Annotated in this window: 12 protein-coding genes; 4 read left to right on the plus strand and 8 right to left on the minus strand. The window is 64.5% G+C overall.

The genetic code is table 11. The features are described from left to right. Window positions 1-35 precede the first annotated feature (35 nt). Window positions 36-428, minus strand: coding sequence for a hypothetical protein (locus EH209_RS17920; protein ID WP_126664206.1), 393 nt, complete (start codon window positions 426-428; stop codon window positions 36-38). Between the two features lie 168 nt (window positions 429-596). Between EH209_RS17920 and hemL the strand changes: the two genes are divergently transcribed. Together hemL and EH209_RS17930 are read left to right on the plus strand one after the other, a co-directional pair. Then, a complete protein-coding gene (hemL, locus tag EH209_RS17925; RefSeq protein ID WP_126664207.1) occupies window positions 597-1,895 on the plus strand; it encodes a glutamate-1-semialdehyde 2,1-aminomutase in 1,299 nt (432 codons plus the stop codon). Window positions 1,896-1,992: 97 nt separating this feature from the next. After that, window positions 1,993-2,664, plus strand: coding sequence for a type 1 glutamine amidotransferase (locus EH209_RS17930; RefSeq protein ID WP_126664208.1), 672 nt, complete (start codon window positions 1,993-1,995; stop codon window positions 2,662-2,664). Between the two features lie 54 nt (window positions 2,665-2,718). Here EH209_RS17930 and EH209_RS17935 read toward each other — a convergent pair whose 3' ends face one another. Together EH209_RS17935 and EH209_RS17940 are read right to left on the minus strand one after the other, a co-directional pair. Further along, on the minus strand, window positions 2,719-4,047 hold the full coding sequence (locus tag EH209_RS17935; protein ID WP_126664209.1) for an MFS transporter: 1,329 nt from the start codon (window positions 4,045-4,047) through the stop codon (window positions 2,719-2,721). A gap of 330 nt (window positions 4,048-4,377) precedes the next feature. After that, entirely contained in the window at window positions 4,378-4,686 is a 309-nt protein-coding gene (locus tag EH209_RS17940; protein ID WP_008893452.1) for a non-histone chromosomal MC1 family protein, read from the minus strand. A gap of 239 nt (window positions 4,687-4,925) precedes the next feature. On the opposite strand from EH209_RS17940, the gene EH209_RS17945 reads away from it, so the two are divergent. Both EH209_RS17945 and EH209_RS17950 read left to right on the plus strand, forming a co-directional pair. Further along, window positions 4,926-5,123: a hypothetical protein gene (locus tag EH209_RS17945; RefSeq protein WP_006111025.1), complete on the plus strand. Its 198-nt coding sequence runs from the start codon at window positions 4,926-4,928 to the stop codon at window positions 5,121-5,123. 332 nt (window positions 5,124-5,455) lie between these two features. Continuing rightward, window positions 5,456-7,213, plus strand: coding sequence for a right-handed parallel beta-helix repeat-containing protein (locus EH209_RS17950; RefSeq protein ID WP_126664210.1), 1,758 nt, complete (start codon window positions 5,456-5,458; stop codon window positions 7,211-7,213). A 121-nt stretch (window positions 7,214-7,334) separates the two neighbouring features. On the opposite strand, the gene pheT is transcribed toward EH209_RS17950, so the two are convergent. The 5 genes from pheT to EH209_RS17975 form a co-directional block, all read right to left on the minus strand. Continuing rightward, window positions 7,335-9,101 (minus strand): phenylalanine--tRNA ligase subunit beta, encoded by a 1,767-nt coding sequence (pheT, locus tag EH209_RS17955; RefSeq protein ID WP_126664211.1) that lies wholly within the window; start codon window positions 9,099-9,101, stop codon window positions 7,335-7,337. After that, a complete protein-coding gene (gene pheS / locus EH209_RS17960) occupies window positions 9,101-10,612 on the minus strand; it encodes a phenylalanine--tRNA ligase subunit alpha (protein WP_126664212.1) in 1,512 nt (503 codons plus the stop codon). The genes pheT and pheS overlap by 1 nt, the downstream gene beginning before the upstream one ends. A 305-nt stretch (window positions 10,613-10,917) precedes the next feature. Further along, window positions 10,918-12,348 (minus strand): hypothetical protein, encoded by a 1,431-nt coding sequence (locus EH209_RS17965; RefSeq protein ID WP_126664213.1) that lies wholly within the window; start codon window positions 12,346-12,348, stop codon window positions 10,918-10,920. Window positions 12,349-12,552: 204 nt separating this feature from the next. After that, window positions 12,553-13,581 carry a M48 family metalloprotease gene (locus tag EH209_RS17970; protein WP_164722072.1) on the minus strand — a complete coding sequence of 343 codons (1,029 nt, stop codon included), beginning with the start codon at window positions 13,579-13,581 and terminating at the stop codon, window positions 12,553-12,555. 383 nt (window positions 13,582-13,964) lie between these two features. Beyond that, a complete protein-coding gene (locus EH209_RS17975) occupies window positions 13,965-15,560 on the minus strand; it encodes a tryptophan--tRNA ligase (RefSeq protein WP_126664215.1) in 1,596 nt (531 codons plus the stop codon). Window positions 15,561-15,776: the final 216 nt, after the last annotated feature.

Here is a 15,776-nt window from a genome sequence, read left to right on the forward strand (position 1 = left end):
CGTTCGACTGACCTTGCCGATCAGCGCGATTGACGTCAGTCCCCGAAGTCGGCGTCCTCGAAGTTCTCGTTGGCCAGCTCGTCGATCATGTCCTCGATCTCTTCCTGCTTGTCGTCGTCTAAGTCCTCGACCGAACCGACGCCGTGCCCGCCGCTCTTGGCGGTCTGGAGAGCGTTCTTGTTCAGGTTGCCGTCCGGGTCCACGGCGGGCAGTTTCAGGTCAGTGAAGTTCTCCGGCGGGAACCCGGACGACGAGAGGATGAAGTGGTCGGCGACCTCGCTCAGATCATCGGTCTGGCGAGACTCGTCAGAGTCTCGCTGACCATCCGAACTTTGCTCGGAGATATCGAAGTCCTCGAGTTGCGGCTCGTCCCATTCCTCGGTCGTCGTCCCCGAAAAGTCGGGTTCGTGCATCTCGTAGTCGGTCATGTGCGGACCTCCGACGATCCGCGAAATCGAACTACTCCTTGCGTTCTCAACGGACTCGCCGGACGCAGGCCGTCGAGTCGATGAACGCGTTCGGAACGTTGTTTTAGCCGGACAGGAAACTACCGAAAGAAGAATGCGAGACGAAACCGATCGCGACGAGGTGAGTCGATGAACGAAGAGAAGACGACTCGAGCCCTGTATGAACGGTCGCTGTCGACGCTCGTCGGCGGCGTGAACTCGCCCGTGCGGGCCGGTTCCCAGCCCTATCCGGAGTTCGTCGAGCGCGGCGAGGGCGCTCGCGTCGTCGACGTGGACGGGAACCGCTATCTCGATTACGTGATGGGGTACGGGCCCCTCTTGCTCGGTCACGACCTGCCCGATCCGGTTCGGGACGCGGTCGACACAGCGGTCGATGCAGGGCCGATGTACGGCCTCTCGACCGACCTCGAGGTCGAACTGGCGGAGTTCATCACCGACCACGTCCCGTCGGTCGAGCGCCTGCGGTTCGTCAACTCCGGGACCGAGGCGACGGCCGCGGCGGTCCGACTGGCTCGCGGCGCGACCGACCGCGATAAGATCGTCGTCATGCGGGGCGGCTATCACGGCGGCCACGAGTCGTTCCTCGTTGAGGGCGACGCAGAGCGGCCGCGCCCGGGAAGCGCGGGCGTTCCCGAAGCGTTCGCCGAGCAGACGATTCCGGTCCCCTTCAACGACGAGACGGCGCTCGCCGACGCGTTCGAACGACACGGCGACGAGATCGCGGCCGTCATCACCGAACCGCTGCTCGGCAACAACGGGATCGTCCGCCCGGTCGACGGCTTCCACGATACCGTCCGGACTCTGTGCGACGAGTACGGCGCGCTGTTCGTCCTCGACGAGGTCATCACCGGCTTTCGGGTCGGCGGCCTCTCGTGTGCGCAGGGGAAGTACGACATCGAACCGGACCTGACGACGTTCGCCAAGATCGTCGGCGGCGGCTTTCCCGTCGGCGCGATCGGCGGCCGCGCGTCGGTGATGGAGGAGTTCACGCCGACCGGCGAGGTGTTCGAGTCGGGGACGTTCAACGGGCATCCGGTCGCGATGGCGGCCGGCCTGGCGACCCTCGAGTACGCCGAGGAGAACGACGTCTACGAACACGTTGATGCGCTCGGCGATCGGCTCCGAACCGGCCTCAGCGAGATCGTCGCGGACCACGCGCCCGAGTACGCGGTCGTCGGCACGGACTCGATGTTCAAGCTCCTGTTCACCCGCGACGAACCGGCCGACCAACCCGACGCCTATCCGCGGGATGGCAGCGACGTCGACGCCGGCGACACCGAGCGCTGGCGGCGGCTCTTTCGGCCCGCGATGAAAGAGCGGGGGATCCTTCTGCCGCCCAATCAGTTCGAGAGCCAGTTCGTGAGCGACGCGCACACCGAGGCGGACGTCAAGCGGACCCTCGAGGCCTACAAGGACGTCCTCGCCTGACCGTCGCCGGAGTTCGAAATCGGACGCCGGACGTTCGATGCACCCTCTATCGCGATAACCCTTTTTCGAAGGCGGGCCAAGGACCACTGAACCACCGATGTCGTCCCCGACGATCACCGTCGTCCGCAATGAGGTCGATCCCGGCTGCGAGTACCACTGCGACGCCTTAGCGAGGGTCGTCTCCGACGCCGCGGCCGACGCTCGAGCGGTCGACTACCCGGCCGGCGAGCGCCCGGTCCTCGAGGAGACGGACGGCGTCATCATCACGGGGAGTACTGCGGGCGTCTACGAGGTCGACGACCGCCCGTGGATCGCCGATCAGAAGCGGCTCATCCGAGAGCTGGTCGACCGCGAGATTCCGACGCTGGGCGTCTGCTTCGGCCATCAGATCGCCAACGCGGCGCTGGGCGGAACCGTCGAACAGGCCGAGACGGCCGCTCGACCGGTCGACGCCGATCTCGCGGACGAGCCGCTCTTCGACGGCGTCTCGTCGGTCGTTCCGGTCGCCCACGGGGACGTCGTCACCGAACCCGGCGACAGGATGGACGCGATCGCGTCAGCCGACTACTACCCCGCGTTCGCGACGCGCTACCGGACGGCGCCGCTGTGGACCGTCCAGTTCCACCCCGAGTTCACCGCCGCGCTGCGCGAGCGCCTCGAGGCGGATTTCGGCTGGACCGAGGCCGAGCGCGGGTTCGACGACGTGAACGCGACCCGGGTCGTCGAGAACTTCGCATCGATCGTCGACGACGCGACCGCGCCGAAGTGAGCAGAGCGTCGCAGGCTATCGAGTCGCCGCTCGAGCGGCGACTCGCGGGCGACATCAGTCGTCGCTGGTCGAGCCTGGACTGCCGTTACTGGCGGCGGGGTTCTCGGCGATGAACCAACCGTTCTCGGTCGCGCGCTCGGCGATCTGAGGCTGGAAGACCCACGCGCTCAGGGCGACAATCGGAATCATGGTGAGCCCGACGACCGCATAGCCGAGGTGGAGGTTCGACAGGAACGGCGCGGCGAAGATCAGCGGGTAGATCGAGCCGCCGGAGGAGCCGATGCCGCCGACGAAGCCGGCTACGGAGCCCGAGTTATCGGGGAACATCGCGGGCACCTGAGCGAAGATTGCCCCTTCGGCGAACGCGCAGCCGGTTCCGACGAGGAAGCCGGCGACGACGGCGACGTAGATGTTGCCGGTCAGGCCGGCCGCTGTCATGCCGAACATGGCGCACACAACGAACGCGAGCGTCGCGAACGTCCACTGCTCGCGGTAGCGGCCCGTAAACCACGGAAGGATATTCTCCTCCTTGCGCGCAACGAGATCGCTGACGTAGCCGCCGATCGGGCGGAGCAGCCCCGCCGCGATCGAGAACGTCGCCGCGAACGTCGCCGCGATCACGATGTCGCTCTGACCGAACGCCTCGCGGTAGTAGGTGCCCAGCCAGCCGTTCATCGCCAGCTCGAGGCCGAAGGTCATGACGTACGCCACCGCGAGTACGACCGCGCCGTGGCGCGTCGCGATGTAGAGCCACTGCTCCCGACTGACGCCCTGTTTGGTCTCCGCGCGCTTCGCGGCGCTTTTCGCCGCGTCGCCGAAGACGAAGTACAGGATACCGATCGCGACAGCGAGCACACCCGTGTAGAAGAACGCGGCCCGCCAGTTCGACGAGAACAGCGGTCCGGCGTACCCCTCGCCGAAGATCCGCGGCAGGGTGAAGTACGCGCCCAGTCCCGCGCCGGCGTTGCCGATTCCGGCGAAGATCCCCTCCGCCGTGCCGAGTTCCTCCTCTTCGAACCACTCGGAGACGTGCTGGATGCCGATGACGAAGGTGATCCCCGCCAGCGAGGCGACGATCCGCGAGGCCGTAAACACCTCGTAGGTCTGTGCGAACGCGCTGACAATCGCGAAGGCACCGACGAGCAGCATCGTGCTCCCCGCCGTTATCGGCGCCCCGTACTTGTCGGTCAGCGGACCGACGACGATCCGGCCGAGCGGCACGGCGATGACGGCCGCGCTCGAGACGACGCCGAGCTGGGCCACCGAGAGCCCGAATTCGTCGGCGATCTCGCCCGTGAAGGGGGCGAAGGAGAACCAGATGACGAACCCGAGGTTGAACATCGCCGTCGCGAGGATCAGGTTCTTGTACTTCGCGGGGATCATGCGGTTCCCCCACCCCCGTTCGCCGAATCTCGGCACGCGTGTGACTCGCGTACTGAGGATAGATTCTGAGTACAACCGTTTTCTTTCTTCTGGATACAGACGTCGTTCGGGCCCATATTCTGGGCTAGACTGGACATCTAGTGCTATAAAAGCGTACTTCTTAGACGATCCTAACACTAGTGTGCAGTGACTATCGGACTAAACCTCCTTTAGGACTTCATCGATGTCAACGGATAGCCGGGAAGAATACAAACGGTTAAACTAAAAACGGAGATATCTCGACAGATACTGCTACGTAACTCGCGAAGAGAAAACTCGCCCGCCAGCGACTCACTCGTCTAAGTGTTCGATACCTTTCTTCGAGACGTTCGCCTCCGTGATCTCGCCGGGCATCCAGTCGGGCTTGTCGTCGGGGGCCGTCTCCTCCCACGCCCAGCCGTCGTAGATGTGGACCTTGTCCGTTCCCTTCTCCCGTAACCTGAGTTCGACGCGTTCCGCGCCGTCCTCGCTCGAGCCGGGCTCGAGCCGCCGGGCCGCCTTGAGAGCGGCCTGTCGCGGGGTGTTTCCGGAGAAGACGCTCGATTCCTCGCCGTCCGACTCGCGCAGTGCAAAGTTTCGTTTCCCGTCTTCGCGTACCATAAGTTTCGCCTCCGTGTCAATCCAGCACACGATCCGACATAAAGATATCCCCCAAAACCGACCGACTGCGGCGGTATCTTTAAGTGAGTAGCTTCCGCCAGTGTACTGCATTACCCGGCGGACGACTCCAAGGATGCTGACGGTTCCGTCACCTGGTTTCACCGCTCGTTCGGTCATTCGTTGAGGCGTCGAAAACACTTAAGTATATCCTACGGCGAAGTTCGGGATAGAATCCCGCGATGGTACGGAAAAAGAAGCTGAGTCCAAGCGGTGCCAAAGACGAAGACGGCAACTATCACAACGTCCATCTGAATCTCCACGAGGACGAACTGGCAGTCGCGGGCATGGATATCGGCGACGAGGTTTTCGTCCGCGTCCGAGACGGCAAGATCATCATCCAGAAAGCCGACGAGGAAGACGTCGAACACGAGTTCTAATCCCGCCGCGCTTGCGTCGCGGCCGCACAGCGTGCGTCCCAGCGTTGCTCGGGAATTCGACGGCGCCGTCGATACTGCAACTGCTGTGACTGCCGCTTCGCGCGGCGATCGATTTCCGTGTGACTACCGAATTACGTTCGGTCCGTCAAACGCGTCGCCGACCGCGAATCCGACTTTCGGGCACAACTCGGTTAGTTAACTCCATCAGATTTCCGCTCTCCTATATTCAACCATAAAATTCGCTTAGTTTTAGGACCATACAGTTAATCGTGCTTGCCCGGTTCTTATCGGCCAAAACGACTTATAATATCCAACCACAATCACGCTCAGATATGAAACGGAGACGGCTACTTGCCGGAGTCGGATCGGTGTCGACGCTCTGTATCGCCGGCTGTACGGGTTCGGAGGATTTGCCGAACGGCGACGGCGATGGAACCGGAAACAGCGGGCAATCGAACGGCGACGAGGAGACGACGGGGACGGCGGAGACGGTGGTCGTTGAATCGGGCGACTCGATTCAGCATGCGATCGACGAGGTCAGTCCGAACGGAACCGTCGAGGTGCGGTCGGGGACGTACGTGGAGTCTCTCGCGGTCGACAAGAAACTCGTGCTCACCGCTCCGGACGGCGCGGCCCTCGACGGCGTCGACGCCGACGGCGGTTCGGCCATTACGGTGTCGGAGTCCGGCGTTCAGATCGAAGGGTTCGAAATCTTCGATTACGAGACCGCCGGGATTCGTACCTCCGGCGATCTCGCCGAGGTTTCGATTACTGACGTCGAACTGTACAATATCTCGGAAGCGGCACTCCAGCTTACCGCCGAGACCGCCTCGCTCGCCGACGTCACCCTCGAGGACAACGGCGGAGCGGCCAGTATCGAAGCGTCTGCCGACGGCGACGTGACGGTACGCAACAGCAACTTCGTCCGTTCTGCTGCTGGTGGACTCACCATCGCCGGCGGGAAGACGGTCGTCCTCGACGGCGTCGAAGCGCTGCAAAACGGCGGGACAGGCATCAACGTCGGCGGCGGGAACGTGCGCGGACAGACGGTCGAGGTCACGGACGTGACCAGTTTGGAGAACGGCGGGAGCGGGCTCTCCGTCACCGGAACGCGGGGGGACGACACCGTGACCGTCGAGACCGTCGAGGCCGCCGATAATTCGAGCTTCGGCGTCGATATCGCGGCCGAGTCCGTGGACGTGACCGGCCTCGATCTCCGGGAAAACGGGACCGGAAGCGGGCTCTCGATCGAGAGCACCAGCGACGGCGACGTGGCGGTACGCGATAGCGATGTCACGCACGACGGCGGATACGGGATTCGCGTCGCCGGTGGGAAGACGGTCGAGATCGAGGAGATCGGACTACTCCAGAACGGAAACGATCAGCTCCGCGTCGAAGGCGGAGACGTTCGCGGACAGACGGTCACCGTTCGAAACTCGTCGATGACCGAGAACGAGAGCGGTAACGGTCTCTCCATCGTCGGAACGAGCGGCGACGATACGGTCACCGTCGAAAACGTCGATTTCGTCGACAACTCGTACCACGGCATCGATGTCGCGGCCGAAACCGTAGACATCACCGGCGTCGAGGTACAGAGCGGCGGGGCCGCGGACAGCGGTATCTCGATCGTGAGTTCGAGTGACGGCGACGTGACGGTGCGTGATACCACAGTCACCGATACCAAGCGGGAAACGACGACTAGTTGGTTCAGCTCCAGCGTCGACGAGTACGGCTACGGGATTCACATCGTCAACGGCGAGACGATCGAGGTCGAAAACGTCGAACTGCGCCGAAACGAGGGGACTCAACTCAATATCGACGGGAACGACGTTCGCGGACAGACGGTCGACGTGCGCAATTCGTCGTTCATCGAGAGTGAGAGCGGACACGGCGTTCGCGTCCTCGGTACGAGAGGTGACGACGAACAGACGATCACGAACTGCGTCGCCGAAGACAATTCGTACCACGGGTTCTCCCTCGGTGCGGAAACGGTTGTCATCGAGGAGACGTCCGCTGGCGGGAACGGCGACGGTCCGTTAGAGTTGACCACGATCACCGAAGAGGAGGCGACGATCCGGAACAGCTTCTGACCGAATCACGGTCTCCGATCATCTCCGACCGCGCACTACTCGTTTTCCGTCGATCGATCGTCCTCGGGCGAGAATCGGACCCGTGCCGGAACCCGATCGCGCTCGGCGGTCGTTCGCGAACCTACCGTAACGCCTCGAGGTCGAACTCGAAGGCCGCGACGGGCACCTCGAGGTCGTGCTCGACGAGCACCTTCGGGTGGACTTCGCCGATGACGCCGACTTCCTCGCCGTCGATGACGACCGCTGCGGTGCGACCCGGAATGAAGGTCGGATGGTCGGTCGGCGGCGTCTCGAGGTCGACGTCGAAGTTCTCCGCGAGCGCCTGCAGGCGCGCCTTGGCGTCCTCGTAGCCCGCTTCGTGGCTCGCGAGGACGGCTCCGACGTGGCGGTTCTCGCCGACGCCGGTGTTCTCGCTCTCGTCGACACGGGCCGTGAAGCCGATCTCCGAGAGGTACTGGGGGTACGAGCGGTGGGTGTTGCGCTCTAAGACCATCAGCAGCGAGGGCATGGTCCAGGTCCGCAGCATGGTGTAGTCCTCGCTGTAGGCCTCCTTGATCGTCGCCGGCTCGCCAGCGCCGTAGACGTCGGCGTCGGGTTCGACGTCCATACGCTCGTAGTTCTCCTCCTCGTTGATCATGTGGAAGTTGAGGAGGTCCTCGAAGCCGAGGCCGACCAGTTGGGTGCGCGCGGCGCGCTCGAGACGGGAGCGCTCGTGGCGGCCGCCGACGGTCCCCACGTCGGGGTAGGTCGGCTCGAGGTCGTTGAAGCCGTAGGCGCGCCCGAGGTCGTCGATGACGTCCAGCGGGTGGAGGACGTCGACGCGGTAGGGCGGAACGGTAACCTCGTAGACCAGTTCCCCGTCGTCGTTCTCCTCGCGTTCGGCCTCGAGGCCGGACCGCTCGGCGAGGTCGATCACTTCCTCGGGGTCGAGGCCGATGCCGAGGATGGTCTCGATGCGGTCGTGGGCGACCGTCTTCGTCTTCGTCGAGAGATCCGGCCGGACGATCTCGCGTCCGCCGGACTGCGTCCGGCTCCCGTCCGAGGCCGCGTTCGCGGCCTCGCTATCCGGATACTCGACCGTCACGTCCTCAAGCGTGGCCCCACGCGCGGCCAGCGCGTAGCAGACGATGTTGAGCATCTTGTCGATCGTCCACTGGTCGGTGCCCGTCATCTCGACGAACAGGTCCCGCGAGTCCGTCGAGACCTCGGTGCGCCGACCGTTGATGACCGGCGGGAACGAGAACAGCCCCAGATCGTCGTAGATCGCGGGGTAGCGCTCGTACTCGCTGACGAGGTCGGCGTAGGTCTGGCCGGTCTGATGGTCCTCGAGGACCTCCGCGGGCGTCATCTCCGCGTCCGCGTCGAGCGGGACGAACGTGTCCTCGTCGGGCTCGAGCCCGACGTACTTGATCGTCGGCACGCTCTCGTCCGTGGCGGATCGCCCCTTCAGCATCGTCAGGTCGTGGATCCCGATCGCGCCCTTCGCGCGCTTGCGGCCCATCGTCGCGTGGAGCTTCTCCTGCAGTTGGATGAGCGACTCGAGGGCCTCCTCGTCGAGATCGACGTCGCGGATCACCGCGCCGGTCACGTAGGGCCGCTCGTCGGGGACCGACTCGTCGACTTCGATGGTCCAGTCCGCCGAGTTCGTCGAGGGGACGTGGACCCCGCGCGAGTCGCCATAGTGGTAGCGCATCGAGCGCGCCACGCCCTCGACGGAGAGCCGGTCGAGGCGGTCGGGCGCGAACTCGAGTTCGAACTCGCCGTCTTCCGTTCGTCCCTCGAACTCGAGGCCGAGACCGAACAGATCGTCTTTGAGTTCGTCGTCGCTCTTCTCTTCGCGACCGGTCAGGCCGCGCAGTTCGTCGGGATCGATGTCGACAGTGGGCATCAGTAGGTCACCTCCGCGTTCCGCAGGAACTCGAGATCGGCGAGCGTGCCGTGGAGGTCGCGGATGTCCTCCGCGCCGGTGGTCAGCATGGCGAGTCGCTCCAGTGCGAGCCCCCAGGCCATGACGTCGCAGTCGACGCCCAGCGGCTCCAACATCTCCTCGCGGAAGATGCCGGAGTTACCGATCTCGATCAGTTCGCCCGTCGTGGGGTGGGTACCGAACAGCTCGAAGCTCGGTTCGGTGTAGGGGTTGTAGTGGGGTTTGAACTGGATGTCCTCGATGCCGAACTGGGCGTAGAACTCCTCGAAGGTGCCCATGAGGTCCCGCACCGAGAGGTCTTCGGCCATCACCCAGCCCTCGATCTGGTAGAACTCGAGCAGGTGGGTCGCGTCGAGCGTGTCGTTGCGGTAGGCCTTCTCGACGCTGAAGAAACGCGCCGGCGGTTCGATCTCGCCGATCTGGGTCCCGGAGAGGTAGCGCGTCGACAGCGAGGTCGTGTGTCCGCGCAACGCAAGCGCGCGGGCGAAGTCCTCGTCCCACGGCGAGTGGTAGCCCTCGCTGTCCTCGCCGAGTCCTTCGCGGTGGACGCGCTCGACGTCCGCGACGAGATCCTCGGGCAACTCGTCGATGTGGCTGGGCTGCTCCATGGCGAAGCGGTCCCAGTGGGTCCGCGCCGGGTGGTCCTGGGGCATGAACAGGCAGTCGTTGATCCAGAAGTCCGCGTCGACGTGGGGCCCGTCCATCTCCTGGAAGCCCATCCCGACGAGGACGTCCTTGACGCGCTCGGACATCTGGCGCAGGACGTGGACCTTTCCGCTCCCGATCTCCTCGGCGTCGGCCTCGACGTTGTACTCGGCGAACTCGACGTCCTCCCACTCGCCGCTCGTGATGAGTTCGGGCGTCACCTGCCCGACCGTCTCGGCAGTCTCGATGCCGGCCATCAGCTCCGTGACGGCGCGGTCGGTCAGACGGATCTCGCGGACGGTCGACTCCCGTCGCTCGAGCAGGCCGCGACGCTCGAGTTGATCGAGCGTCTCCGAATCGACGGCCGCCTCGTCCGCGCCGGAAAGCGTCTCGAGCGCGTTCGCCTCGGCGTCCGCCGACGGATCGGCGTCGGCATCGGCCGTGATCTCGCCGCTGTCGATCGTACCGTACCCCTTCCGCGCGTAGTTCGATAGCGCGATGTCGACCCCTGCACCCTCGAGTCCCGAGGCGCCGATGACCCGTCCCATCTGGACGGCCTCCTCGTCGGCGCCGGCCTCGAGGGCCGCCTCGTAGAGCGCGATTTCGGGTAGTTCGTCGCTCGCGTAGTCGGCACCCTCCTCGGTGAGCGCCACCGTTTCGTCGACGCGTTCCTCGATTTCGACCAGACCCTCGTCCTCGAGCTCGAACGCCGCCCCGGTGACGGTTTCGGGCGGGAGGTCGGCTCGCTCGGCGAGCGCGTCGACGGACGTTGCTTCGTCCGCGCTCGCGGCCTCCAAGACCGCGACCTGTTGTGCTGGAAGTTGCATTCGCTTGTTCGTATGGCTGCGTGTCGGTCAGTTAGCGGTTCCGATACCGCCCGCCGGATCGTCCGGGCGGGCGCACAGAACGGCCGGTTTCGCCGCGAGGACCCGTTACGGTCGCTCGCGGCTCCACTGGCCCGGGTTCACCGGGCGAAGAAGAAGCCGAATCCCGATCGCAGTCGCTGTGTCCGTCCGGCGACACCGCCATCATTGTGGGATTCGGTTGCCATATGCGATTGAACTCAGTTCCGAGCAAAAAACGTTATGGTACGATCACCCACACCATGCTCGCGAGCCGACGACGCTCTCGCTCAGTCGTTCGAGAGCCGCGTCGTCTCGAGGCGGCCGCTGTCGACCCACTCGAAGCCCGACTGCTCGGCGCTGGCCGTCGCCTCGGGGACCGCCGCGGGATCGAACTTATCGGCGAACTCGATCCGCGTCTCGCTGGGGCCGCTCACGGGCAGTTCCGGGAGGAAGTCGTCGTCCTCGAGGAGTCCCTCGACGTCGACGGCACCGCCGGCGCCCAGCGCGACCCCGAGCGCACGGTAGCGGTCGTTCTCTGTGGCGAACTCCTCGCCCGCGCCGAAGGAGTCGTTGGTCACGCGAGTCGTCGTCGTGGTTCCCGAGAGCGTGCCGAATCCGTCGTCCGCCGACCCGTCCTCGTCATCGGCGTCGGATTGCTCCTCTCGCTCGCGCTCCGTCTCGAGGATCGAGTTGGCGACGTCCCGCGGCGACGCGCCGGCGCTCGAGTCGGCGTCGTCGCGAACCCGCGAGACGGTCGGCGACCCGCCCCGGAGTTCGAATCCGCCGGCCTCCGTCGACGGCGCCGACGTGGCTGTCGACGACGACGATTTCTGAGTCGACTCGGTCGCGTCGGTCGGGACGTCGTCGGTTCGTGCCGTCGAGGTGCGCTCGGGCTCGGCTTCGTCGATGAGCGATGCGACCGAGTCTCGCTCGTCGCCGGGTGCCGCCGCTTCTGTCTCGACGACGCTTGCGAGTGGATCCGAGCGCCGTTCGGCGCGCTCGAGCGCCCACGCCGGCCACGGATCCGACTCGGTTGCGTCCGCCGGGTCGAGTTCGTCGTCGGGATCTTCGGGCACGTACGCCGCGAAGTCGTGTTCCGGCAATAGTGGGCGGTCGAACGCCGAAATCCGCTCGCCGTAGCGATCTCGAAGCGCCTCGAGTTCCTCCTCTTCGACCAGCGCGGCCCGCCAGCGGTCGACGCCTGCCGAGAGGAGAACGAGCGTGGCATCGGTGCCCGCGAGGAGACGCTCATCGACCACTCGTAGGACGGCGGGGAGGTTGTCGTCGGCGAGCGGCGTTTGCGGGTAGGCGACCGTCGCCGCCCGCTCGCGACTATTGGGATCCGTCGCGGCGAGTTCCAGTCGGTCCCGGCCGTTCTCGACCGGCCCCGTCCGCGTCCACTCGAACGACCAGTTGATCGCGTCGAAGACGGCCTCGAGTTCCCGTCCCAGCGCCCGCTGGGCGTAGCGCGCCGAACAGGTCAGCCCGCGGTCGCTCCGGCAGACGAGCTGGCGAACCGTCGCCGTCCGGTCGCGCGCGTCCGCGAGGACGTCCGAAAGGATCGACTCGAGGGAGCGCTCCTCCTGACCGGGCGGGACCGCGGCGCGGTACTCCCGACGCTGGGCGCGGACGTCGTCGGGCGCGACGCCGAAGGAGCCAAGGACGTCGGCGCAGACGACGACGTCCCGGTCCGGATCGTCGGAGCGGCCGGTCCCCATCGACGCGGGCTACACCGCGACCCCGAATATGCTTTCCCCTGACTGAGAGAAAATTGATACGCTCGATCGCGTTCACAACTTCGTCACTACGGCGCTCGATCTAGTTCTACCGCGCCGTGGGGCACAGGTCGAGGGTGCAGACGATCTCAACTGTGACGTACTCCAGTCTGCGGTGAAGAGACAGAGTGATCTGGAAAGACGGTCTCACGATTCCGTTCCACGAGACGTACTCTCCAGTTCTCGAAGCCGACGAATTCTCGTTTTCGTCTCTGGGTGGGTTCGCGCAGACATCGAGACTACATCACGGACCGGTTCGGGGAGCCAATCGGACGGAGTCTCCCATCCGACCGTCCAGGCATCGGTATCCGTAATCGGCAGGACTGCTAGTGGTGATACCTCGACCAACCGCATGTCAACGGCGGGCGGACTTCGGCCGCTGATGGTCTCTAGTGCTGTCGCGACGGTGTCCGGTTCTCCCGTGATAACGGCGGCGCCCCGATCCGCAGCGAACTCCCGATATCGCGCAAACGAAGCGACGGAGAGACACGCCAGCAGCCAGAACACGCCGGTGATAAGCCCGAATACCCCCGAAACGACCCCATCGAATCCGTGCACTGAACGCTGGGTCTTCTGCCGATATGTTTGTCCAGGCTGATGGCTCGTGTCGGTCGTCATGACAGTCCACAGTCCAGCAGTGACAACGATAGGAGTCATCACTACCGTCATGACCGTTATATCTCTGTTCTTAATGTGGCTCAGTTCATGTGCCAAGACCGCGCTGAGTTCGGATTTAGACAACGTCTCGAGGAGTGTAGAGGTGACGGTGATCTGTGCTGTACTGGGCCGTAAACCGGTAGTAAAGGCAGTCGGGATCTCCGAGTCGACCACTGCGATCGACGGCGGTGGCATGTTCGCACTCTTGGAAAGCATCGTGACCTGCCTGCGGACGTCGGCAGGCGGATCACGAGTCCCCGCTTCGAACCGCTGGACGAGTAACCCGCGCTGCCAGCGGTTCAGTATCATCAATCCGAGAAAGATAGCGAGTGTAACGGAGACTGGAACACCTATTGACAGCCACAGCGGAAGTCCGTCAGGGGTAAGCGAAACAAGACTCCGCGGTATCCTATTCGAGGGTCTAACGAAAATAAGAACGACGAGGGATCGACACAGGAACACGACGACCGTAGCGAACACGCCCGTAAGGACGGCAATAGCGGCGAGTGCAAAAATCATATGTCCGATCAATCTACCGTTTCGAGGCCACTCCGAAGCCACTACTGAGTCTTTCATCGAGGAAGCACACATCCGCGAATATCCATCTGATAAATACCAGTGAGAGCGCTTACTTCATTCGGTTGATGATAGCTGGGAGCGCAATCGCGACGAGTCCGACGACAACGAATGCGATCGACTCGAGAGCCGAACCGACACTCGAAACGGCTAGCCAGCCCCCGAGTCCTCCACTCACGAATCCGAGTGACCGGATGAGTACCATATTGACAGCCGCGACGCTCACGGTTGGACCGTGCGCATGACCGAGAACGAATGGGATGGGTACGCGTTAATTCACCGACGTCTCTGATGTTGTATCGGCCGGCCTCGCGGCCCTGTGTCTCTCAGCGTCGACGCGGCGACTCGAGTTCGATGTCCGTCTCCGCGAGCAGTTCCTCGACCTCCTCGCGTTTCTCCTGGTGTTCCTCGAGGAACTCCCGCATCAGTTGGGCGGCCTGCTCCTTGCAGTCGCCACAGAGGCGCTCGCCGCTCGTACACTCGTCGTAGACGCGCTTGGCAAACTCGTCGTCGTCGCCGGCCAGCAGGTAGGCGTAGAGTTCGTAGACGGGACACTCGTCGGCCTTTCCGCCCTTCTCGCGGTGTTCCTCCGCGGTCTCGCGGCCGCCGGTCGAGGCGGCCTTGACCTTGTCGTAGCCGTCCTCGGGGTCGTCCAGCAGCGAGATGTGGGAGGCGGGAATCGAGGAGGACATCTTGCCGCCGGTCAGCCCGGTCATGAAGCGATGGTAGATCGAAGATGGCGGGCGGAAGCCGTAGCCGCCGTTGTCGACCTCGATCTCGCGGGCGAGTTCCTCGGCCTCGGCCCGATCGAGGTCGAAGGCATCGACGTGGCTTTCGTAGACCCGTTTCTCGCCGTCGACGGTCTCGACCAGGGCGTCGAAGGCATCCTCGGTCGCCCGCCGGTCGAAGAAGCGCGTGCGGGGTCGCAGCGGTTCCATGCCGCCCTCCTCGAGTTTGGTCAGCACCGAGTCGAGGACGCTCGCGTCGACGTTGAGTTCCGACAGCGGTGTCTCTTCTAACGCCTCGGCGACGTGAACACAGCGCAGCGTGTCGTCGTCGAACTCCTCGGGCTCGAGGCGTTCGTAGAACTCCGCGACCAGCGCGCGCTCCTCGTCCTCGAGTTCGAAGCTGGCGTAGGCCTCGCTGACCTTGAAGAAGCGCATCCGCTCGGCTAAGTCCCGCGCCAGCCGGACGTGGGGGTCCTGGTCGGGCCCGACGGGGATGACCGTCGGCTTGGGCTCCTCGAGTTGCGGGTAGAGGATGTCGGCCATCTGGGTGACGACCGACTGCATGTGCGAGACGTCGGTCTCGCCGTCGAAGCCGTAGATCGCCTGGAACTCCGAGAAGTTGGCGTCGGCGCCGAGTTCGAATGCGAGATCCTGCAGTTCGCGGTTCTCGGACTGGCGGTAGAGTTCGCCCTCCTCGGGGTCGAAGCCGAGCGCGAGCAGCGAGAGCAGGTAGTCCCGGGCGTGCTCGTCGATTTCCTCCCAGGACATGCCGCGGGCTGAGTTGGCCTCCAAGTCGGCGATGAGCCCGTAGGCGTCGGCCCCCTGCTGTTGGTGCCAGATGATCTCGTCGAAGACCAGCTTGTGGCCGATGTGGGGATCGCCGGTCGGCATGAACCCGGAGAGGACGGCCGCCGGCTCGTCGTTCTGTAAGGCCTCGGCGACCGGCCGGTAGTCGCGGTGGCCGAAGATGACGCCTCGCCGCATCAGGTAGTGCGGGTTCGGGACCTCCTCTAAGACCTCGTCGAACTCCTCGATACCGAACTCCTCGAACAGCTTGCGGTAGTCGGAGACGCTCGAGGATCCCCAGGGGTCCAGTGCAACGTCGTCGGCACCAGCTGCTCCCCCGTCGGTACGGGGTTCTGCAGTCGTCGATTCCCCTGACTCGGACTCCTCGAGTGGGTCGTCTCCGGTCATTAGATTCGTCTTGGCGCGCCAGTTCGCAAAAGCCTTCGGCTTCGCGGCGGTATCCGCACCGAATCGGGAATCGATCCGCCTCGCACACTCACCGTTTCGCTCGCTCGAACCGTTTTCGCAGGCGACAGGATACCGCGCGTACAAGAATACCGCGACCCGGCGACGAGTATCGTAGGACCGAACGACCCAGACGGACGATACCGGCCGCCGGAGCGG

It is taken from the genome of Haloterrigena salifodinae, assembly GCF_003977755.1.
GTDB lineage: Archaea > Halobacteriota > Halobacteria > Halobacteriales > Natrialbaceae > Haloterrigena > Haloterrigena salifodinae.